The organism is Sphingobacterium sp. UBA7253 (assembly GCF_002472745.1).
Taxonomy (GTDB): domain Bacteria; phylum Bacteroidota; class Bacteroidia; order Sphingobacteriales; family Sphingobacteriaceae; genus Sphingobacterium; species Sphingobacterium siyangense.
On sequence record NZ_DKSP01000042.1, the window covers coordinates 1 to 2,629 of the forward strand.

Below are 2,629 nucleotides of genomic sequence, written 5' to 3' on the forward strand. Positions count from 1 at the left end.
AAGATGACATCCGGTGATTTCTCCAGTTCATTCATGACCGCTTTCATACGTTCTTCAAATTGACCACGATATTTCGTCCCGGCAACCAATGAAGCCAGATCCAATGTGACTACACGCTTATTGAATAGTACACGTGAGACCTTGCGTTGGACAATACGAAGAGCAAGTCCCTCCGCAATAGCTGATTTACCAACTCCCGGTTCACCGATCAACAAAGGATTGTTCTTCTTGCGTCGGGATAAAATTTGAGATACACGCTCAATTTCTTTCTCGCGACCCACAATAGGATCCAATTTACCCTCTTCGGCAGCTTTGGTCAAATCACGGCCAAAGTTGTCCAATACCGGAGTTTTGGATTTGATATCCGAAACTTTTTTAGGTTGGATATATTGATCATCCTCAGCAAAATCATCGTCGCCTGTAGGAGAGCCCGGAGCCTCATCCTTGATGGTCGTTCTATTTTGCTCAACTTCAGATTTGAAGATGTCGTAAGTCACATTGTATTGTTGTAAAATCTGAGAAGCAATATTATCTTCATCTCGTAAGATAGCCAATAATAGATGCTCCGTTCCGATGATGTCCGATTTGAATATTTTAGCTTCCAAATAAGTGATCTTCAAAACTTTTTCAGCCTGTTTTGTTAATGGCATATTGCCAATAGGAGCGCGTGAAACCGATGCCCCCTTCACTGCGTCCTCCACAGATTGACGTAGTGCTGTCGTGTCAATGCCTATGTTTTTAAGGATCTTTATCGCCATACCATCGCCTTCACGAATCAATCCGAGCAATAAATGCTCCGTTCCTATATAATCGTGACGCAATCTCAAAGCTTCCTCTCTACTGTACGATATGACATCCTTTACGCGCGGTGAAAATTTTGCTTCCATTGAATACCTTTCTGTTTTATATTAAGGATATATAAATGTAGTAAATTCTGCATTTCAAACCTTAAAATTATTTTAAATAATGTCATCAACAATTAAGCCATGACCGTTACACGTCCAAAATGTCAGTATAAAAGATTACATTTGTATGTTAATATAATAAGAGTTTTCGAATTTTTTTAAATTTTATGTCAGACGAGAAGATCATTTTTTCGATGGCGGGTGTCAACAAAATCTATCCGCCTCAAAAACAAGTGTTAAAAAATATCTATTTATCTTTTTTCTATGGTGCGAAGATCGGTGTGATCGGTTTAAACGGATCAGGTAAATCTTCCCTATTAAAAATTATCGCTGGATTGGATAAATCCTACCAAGGCGAGGTGGTGTTCTCCCCAGGTTACTCTGTGGGTTATTTAGCACAAGAACCTCAATTGGATCTTGAAAAGACTGTTCTTGAAGTCGTTCAGGAAGGTGTCGCTGAAATTACAGCCATCTTACAGGAATACGAAGAAATCAACGAAAAATTTGGCTTGCCAGAGGTGTATGAAAATGCCGATGAGATGGACAAATTGTTGGCTAGACAAGGGGAACTTCAGGATATCATTGATGCCACTAACGCTTGGGAAATCGATTCGAAATTGGAAAGAGCAATGGATGCTTTACGTTGCCCCGAACCAGATGCGAAGATTGTCAATTTGTCAGGTGGTGAGCGCAGACGTGTAGCATTATGTCGCTTATTGTTGCAGGAACCTGATGTATTACTCCTAGATGAGCCGACCAACCACTTGGACGCCGAGTCGATTGATTGGTTAGAACAACATTTAAAACAATATAAAGGAACGGTCATTGCCGTTACCCACGACCGTTATTTCTTGGATAATGTAGCCGGATGGATTCTTGAATTGGATCGCGGTGAGGGTATTCCTTGGAAAGGAAATTATTCTTCTTGGTTAGATCAAAAAGCAAAACGCTTGGCACAGGAAGAAAAACAGGAAACCAAACGTCAAAAAACCTTGGAACGTGAGCTGGAATGGGTGCGTATGGCACCGAAAGCACGCCACGCCAAATCGAAAGCTCGTTTGCATAACTATGAAAAATTAGCTTCTGAGGAAACGAAAGAACGTGAAGAAAAATTGGAATTGTTTATTCCTCCGGGACCACGTTTAGGTAATTCGGTCATTGAGGCAACTAATATTTCCAAAGCGTATGGCGATCGTATCTTGTTTGAAAATTTGAGTTTCATGTTGCCGCCTGCGGGTATTGTAGGGATTATTGGACCCAACGGTGCGGGTAAAACAACCTTATTCCGTCTGATTACAGGTCAGGAAACACCTGACACGGGTTCGTTCAAGGTCGGAGAAACAGTAAAATTGGGTTACGTAGACCAAATGCACCACGACCTCGATCCTGAAAAATCGGTTTGGGAAAATATTACGGGTGGCAGCGACAATATGATGCTGGGTAACCGCTCGGTAAACTCAAGAGCTTACGTTTCCAAATTTAATTTTAACGGTGCTGATCAACAAAAGAAAGTAGGTGTACTTTCCGGTGGAGAACGTAACCGTGTTCACTTGGCTATTACACTCAAAGAAGGCTCAAATGTGCTCTTACTCGATGAGCCGACCAATGATATTGATGTAAATACCTTACGGGCACTGGAAGAAGGCTTGGAGAATTTCGGTGGTTGTGCCGTTGTGATCTCCCACGATAGATGGTTCCTGGATCGTATCTGTACCCATATCCTT

2 protein-coding genes are annotated in these 2,629 nt (G+C 41.6%); one reads left to right on the forward strand and one right to left on the reverse strand.

All coding sequences use genetic code 11. The features are described from left to right. Window positions 1-887 (reverse strand): Clp protease N-terminal domain-containing protein (locus B2X72_RS03865; RefSeq protein ID WP_286848338.1); only part of this gene is annotated, 887 nt, incomplete at its 3' end. Between the two features lie 185 nt (window positions 888-1,072). Here B2X72_RS03865 and ettA point away from each other — a divergent pair. Then, window positions 1,073-2,629: energy-dependent translational throttle protein EttA (gene ettA / locus B2X72_RS03870; protein WP_286848340.1), on the forward strand; the 1,557-nt coding region annotated here is incomplete at its 3' end.